This window comes from uncultured Streptococcus sp. (genome assembly GCF_963516515.1).
Classification (GTDB): Bacteria; Bacillota; Bacilli; order Lactobacillales; family Streptococcaceae; genus Streptococcus.
Genome location: NZ_CAUQCJ010000060.1, coordinates 1 through 5,182 on the forward strand (window position 1 = coordinate 1; position 5,182 = coordinate 5,182).

At 42.4% G+C, this 5,182-nt stretch carries 8 protein-coding genes; all 8 read right to left on the reverse strand.

The window, feature by feature from the left end:
• On the reverse strand, window positions 1-626 hold a 626-nt coding region (locus tag RYL77_RS08690; RefSeq protein ID WP_315010986.1), incomplete at its 3' end, for a translation initiation factor IF-2 N-terminal domain-containing protein.
• A 16-nt stretch (window positions 627-642) separates the two neighbouring features.
• Window positions 643-942, reverse strand: a complete 300-nt coding sequence (locus RYL77_RS08695; RefSeq protein ID WP_001041389.1) for a YlxQ-related RNA-binding protein — start codon at window positions 940-942, stop codon at window positions 643-645.
• Window positions 935-1,228, reverse strand: a complete 294-nt coding sequence (gene rnpM / locus RYL77_RS08700; protein ID WP_057487485.1) for an RNase P modulator RnpM — start codon at window positions 1,226-1,228, stop codon at window positions 935-937. Before rnpM ends, RYL77_RS08695 begins: the two co-directional genes overlap by 8 nt.
• Before the next feature lie 21 nt (window positions 1,229-1,249).
• The gene (gene nusA / locus RYL77_RS08705; RefSeq protein ID WP_315010987.1) at window positions 1,250-2,386 is read right to left on the reverse strand and encodes a transcription termination factor NusA; all 1,137 of its coding nucleotides are present in this window, start codon (window positions 2,384-2,386) and stop codon (window positions 1,250-1,252) included.
• Window positions 2,387-2,429: 43 nt separating this feature from the next.
• Window positions 2,430-2,909 carry a ribosome maturation factor RimP gene (gene rimP / locus RYL77_RS08710; protein ID WP_000338698.1) on the reverse strand — a complete coding sequence of 160 codons (480 nt, stop codon included), beginning with the start codon at window positions 2,907-2,909 and terminating at the stop codon, window positions 2,430-2,432.
• 125 nt (window positions 2,910-3,034) lie between these two features.
• Window positions 3,035-3,670: a tRNA (guanosine(46)-N7)-methyltransferase TrmB gene (gene trmB, locus RYL77_RS08715; RefSeq protein ID WP_315010988.1), complete on the reverse strand. Its 636-nt coding sequence runs from the start codon at window positions 3,668-3,670 to the stop codon at window positions 3,035-3,037.
• Window positions 3,667-4,461 (reverse strand): cell cycle regulator CcrZ, encoded by a 795-nt coding sequence (gene ccrZ / locus RYL77_RS08720; protein ID WP_000363005.1) that lies wholly within the window; start codon window positions 4,459-4,461, stop codon window positions 3,667-3,669. The genes trmB and ccrZ overlap by 4 nt, the downstream gene beginning before the upstream one ends.
• 161 nt (window positions 4,462-4,622) lie before the next feature.
• Window positions 4,623-5,180 (reverse strand): CPBP family intramembrane glutamic endopeptidase, encoded by a 558-nt coding sequence (locus tag RYL77_RS08725; RefSeq protein ID WP_315010989.1) that lies wholly within the window; start codon window positions 5,178-5,180, stop codon window positions 4,623-4,625.
• Window positions 5,181-5,182 lie beyond the last annotated feature (2 nt).

Here is a 5,182-nt window from a genome sequence, read left to right on the forward strand (position 1 = left end):
TCTGCATTTTGTTCTGCTTTTAGGGCTGCTGCACGGGCTTTAAAGTCAATACGTGGAGCCGCTTGATTTAAACGTTTGTCCTCTTGTTGACGGCGCTCATTTCCACGATTTTGCTGACCTTGCTGTTTCTTAGCTTGGTCATTAAAGCGACGATTATCGCGGTTGCCTTGACCTTGTTTTCCACCATTACGGTTATCATTCTTTTGATGATTTCCCTTTTGTTGGTCACGGTTATTGCCCTTGTTTTGCTTGCGTCGTTCTGCCTGCTCTTTGGCACGAGCTTCACGCTCAGCCTTGAAATTACGGCTTTGCGGTTTAGCTACTACTTTTTCTGTTTTAGGAGCGACTGGCTCAGCAGGTTTTGCCTCTTCCTTAGCTACAGCTGGTTTAGCTGGCTCAGATTTTTCGGCTTTCTTTTCTGCACTTTCTTTTGGTGCTGCAGGTTTTGCTTCTACTTTCGGAGCAGCTGCAGGCTTAAAGCTGGCAGCGATTTTTGCAGCGACAGCTTCTTCCACACTTGATGAGTGGCTTTTCACATCCAAGCCCAACTCTTTTGCACGCGCTACAACTTCTTTACTTTCTTTTCCAAGTTCTTTTGCGATTTCGTACAATCTTTTCTTAGACAAATCATGTCCTCCTCTTCTATTCCATAAGAGACCTCATTTTCTTTGTAAATCCAGCATCTGTCACAGCCAAAACCTTTCTTGATTTCCCGACTGCTATGCTTAATTCCAGTGTTGAAAACACGGTTACAATTTCTACTTGATAATAATGACCTTTATCTTGAATCTTCTTGGTCAGATTGGGTCCAGCATCATGGGCTAGAAAGACCAACTTGGCCTTGCCGTCTTGAATAGCCTTGACCACCAATTCTTCACCCGATATGATCCGCCCTGCTCGCTGAGCAAGTCCCAAGAGATTGCTTATCTTTTGCTTATTCAAGTCCTAACTCTCTTCTTTTCACTTTGTGATCCACATAAGCGATCAACTCGTCATAAAAGCTTTCATCAACTTCCATATTAAAGCTGCGGTTAAAGACCTTCTTCTTTTTCGCCTCTAGGGCTTCTGCATTGTCTAGCTTGATATAAGCGCCACGGCCATTGGCCTTGCCTGTCGGATCGATAAAGACTTGTCCTTCCTTGTTTTTGACAATGCGGAGCAAATCTCGCTTATCAATCACTTCATTGGACACGACAGACTTGCGCAAAGGGATTTTTCTCGTTTTCATCTTTCCCTCCTCTAGCAGATTTTATTCTTCTACAGTATCGTTTTCTGCTTCCAACTCTACCGAACCAGCTTCTTCCATGGCTTCAAATTCGCTAGCAGACTTGATATCGATACGGTAACCAGTCAAGTGAGCCGCCAAGCGAACGTTTTGCCCACGACGACCGATAGCAAGAGAAAGCTTGTTATCAGGAACAACCACCAAGGCACGTTTGCTGTCGTTTTCGTCAAAAATAACTTGGTCAACCTCAGCAGGAGCGATGGCATTGTAAATAAATTCAGCTGGATCTGCCACCCACTCGATAACGTCGATGTTTTCTTCGATTGGCACCATACGGTCATTTTTAGCATCGTAGCGAGCTGGGTGGAATTTGCTGGTAATCTTCTTGATATTAGCACCACCACGTCCAACGATTGTACCGATAGCATCCACGTTTGGATTGTGGCTACGAACGGCAACCTTCGTACGGTCACCAGCTTCACGAGCCACGCTCATGATTTCAACAGTTCCATCATAAACTTCTGGGATTTCTTGCTCCATCAAACGTTTGATCATTTCTGGATGACTACGGCTAACAAAGACGTTGACACCACGAGGGTTATCTTCAACCTTATAGACATAAACTTCGATACGATCATGAGAAGAAAAGACTTCTCCAGGGATTTGGTCTTGTTTTGACAATTGGGCTTCGATGCTGCCAAGGTTGACATAGATAAAGCGGTTGTCAAAGCGTTCTACTGTACCAGACATGATTTCTTGCTCATGTTCTTTATAAGTATTGTAAGTGATGGCACGTGTTTGCTTGCGCATTTTTTCCATGATGGTTTGTTTGGCAGATTGGGCTGCTACACGACCAAACTCAGCAGGTGCTTCTTCAAACTTGATTTTGTCACCAAGTTCATAGGCTGAATTAATGGCAAGAGCATCTTTCAAGCTGATTTCCAAACGGCTATCAAATACTTCATCAACCACTTCACGGACAGTATAAACTGTAAAGTCACCTGTTTTTTCATTGAAATCAATAGCTACGCTGTCTGATTGACCATAGCGTCTGCGATAAGCGGAACGAAGCGACTCTACTACTGCGTCGATGATATCTTCTTTTTTGATTCCCTTGTCTTCTTCCAAAATGCGGAAGGCCTCTAGCATTTCTTTACTCATGTTTTCTTCACTTTTGAATCCTCAAAAGCTATCCTTTCTTTTTCTATAATTTAACTGCTAAACGTGCTTTTGATACTAAACTGTATGGAATTTGGACGGTTTTCTTACGCGTCTTGTCCATATATTCCATAGTCAACTCGTCCTCTTCGAAGGCCAACAAGGTTCCTTCAAAGACCTTTTGCTTATCGATGGCTTGGTAGAGCCCGACATGGATGTATTTCCCAACCGCTCCAGCGACGGCATCCTTGGTTTTCAAAGGACGTTCCAAGCCCGGACTGGTGATTTCTAGGAAATATTGTTCTGGGAAGGGATCGGGCTTGATGGTGTCTAGGACAGGACTGATAATTTCTGTCAAGTCTGCCGTGTCGTTCAAGGTAATTCCTTCAGGTTTATCTACAAAAATACTGAGAATCATGTCACTGCCAATCTTTCCATACTCGATATCCACGAGTTCGAAAGGTTCTTGAATGACAGGTTCTACAACTTCTCTGACTAATTCTACGATTGTTGCGATTGCGTCCACCTCCTCATAAGCAAGAGGCGAAGATATTTCCCCGCCTCACTTTTTATATTCTTACTCTTAGTATAGCACGTTTGCCAACTTATGTAAAGCAAAAGCACTTATACAGCCTGATTTCAGGCTATTTCTTAAAATTCTGCCTCAACTCGATAGATAACTTGCCCCTTGTTGGAGAATTTTTGCTCGTATTCTGTCATGACATTGCCTTCAAAATCACTGGCATGTAAATCTAGCCAGACGCCATTGAGCTTCATGCCATACTGAGAAAAGCTCACTAGGCTGTACTCAAACAAGCCACGGTTATCCGTCTTGAAATGAATTTCTCCATTTTCAGGCAAGATACGTTTGAAGGTATCCAAGAAGGTCTTGTAGGTCAAACGACGCTTTTCATGGCGTTTTTTAGGCCAAGGATCTGAAAAGTTCAGATACAAGCGATCAATCTCACCGTCTTCAAAGTAGTCAGTCAAGTCAGAACCATCTACCCACAAAAGCTTGATATTAGGCACTCCAACTTCAAGCACCTTGTCCAAGGCATAGCTCAAAACAGACTTTTGAATATCAATCCCGATATAGTTGATGTTAGAGTTTTGCTTGGCCATACCTGAAACAAAGGCACCCTTTCCACTTCCAACTTCCACATGAATGGGATTGTCATTGCCAAACAAGTCCCGCCATTTTCCCTTGGCTTCCAAGGGATTGAGGACCACATACTGGGGATTTGCCTCTAGTAATTCTGTCGCCCCTTTACGATTTCTAACTCTCATCTTCTCTTTCCATACTTGTCTCGGAAGTGACGTAAGCCATGGATCTCCCGATTGACATTTTCTAAATCTTGGTTCATATAATACTTGGAAATCTGGCTCAAATAAGACAATTGACCGTACCAATACAATTTATTTAATACCGTTTGATTGTACTTGTAACCGTAGTAGGTCAACCATTCCTTCCACTGATGTTCTGGAATATAATGGCAGAGCATATGGGCCACATCAAACATGCGGTCGGTTAAGCGAACCGAATCCCAATCTACCAAATAAATCAAGCCACTATCTGTCTCAATCCAATTACTATGTCGTACATCTCCATGGACAATGGTCGCATAGTCCTCTCTAAATCCTGGAATAGTCTGACGTAAATCAGCCATCACTTCACTGATAAAATGATTTTTACGCAAAGCATCTGGAGCCGTTTCTTGCCAAGACTGTAGTAAATCTACAGGTGTTTCCATGGCATAGCCCAAACGACTCAACTGTGTCATCAACGGACGTGAGCGATGAAGGCGGGTTAAAATATTGACGATTTGCTTACGATTCATATCATAGGGGGTCAATATCTTGCCTGTCAACCATTCTTGAGCACACATGTCACGCCCATCTGCCAAACGGCGACTCCATAATAATTGTGGAGCAATTTGTTCTCTAGCTAGACCAGGTAGGATTGGAGAGGTGTTCATTTTTACAAAGATACGCTTCCCATCAGGATAGCTACCCATATAAGCCTTGCCACTTTTCCCAGGTATGGGAGTCAGTGTTAGCTCATTATCACCCAAATCCATTTCTTTCCTCCGTATAAAGTTTCCTTACTATTCTACTAGTTTTTGGCCTATTCGTCAACCGCTCCACACCCGATTCTCAAAGAAAAGCCTCTGGATTGGCTTGGGTATCATTATAGAAAGAAAAAGGCAAGCACCGTCTTCTGCTTACCTTTTCATGATTTTTATAAATAATATAAGAGTGGCCAAGCATTGTAAAACATGTGAACTAGAGTAGAAACCCATAGGTTTTGGCTCTTTTTATAAGCAAAGCCCAGCAACAAGCCCCCAAGTAGATAAAAAATAAACGAAGGGACATTAGAAGGTCCATGCATGAAAGAAAATAGTGAGGAAGTTAGCACAAGCCCTAACCAAGAATTGTCAAAAACCGCACCTTGGAGAAGTCCTCTGAAAATGAGTTCCTCTTGGATGGGTCCAAAAACTGAGGAAGTCAAAATCAAAGACAGAGAAATTCCTCTGCTGACTTCCGCCAAGTGTTGAACTCCTGCGCCAGAAGAAATAGCGAAGAAATGAATATAAACCAGCGTCTCAAGCACACTTAGAAGAAAGATTGCAATAAAAAGCAAAAGGTCTTTCTTGCTTAACATCCCAAAAGAAATCATTTCAAACTTTCTAGCATAAACAACACTCAGCGAGGTTACAAGAAGACTTACAATAATCAATTCAGATTCATTTTGAAAAAAATCCCCATGGTTAATCGTATAAGGAACTGTAATGACGATTA

What these genes read in the sequence shown, in the direction of transcription:
- rnpM (WP_057487485.1), bottom strand. Translation starts at nt 1,228, where the DNA reads ATGAAAACGAGAAAAATCCCTTTGCGCAAGTCTGTCGTGTCCAATGAA.
- nusA (WP_315010987.1), bottom strand. Translation starts at nt 2,386, where the DNA reads ATGAGTAAAGAAATGCTAGAGGCCTTCCGCATTTTGGAAGAAGACAAG.
- trmB (WP_315010988.1), bottom strand. Translation starts at nt 3,670, where the DNA reads ATGAGAGTTAGAAATCGTAAAGGGGCGACAGAATTACTAGAGGCAAAT.
- ccrZ (WP_000363005.1), bottom strand. Translation starts at nt 4,461, where the DNA reads ATGGATTTGGGTGATAATGAGCTAACACTGACTCCCATACCTGGGAAA.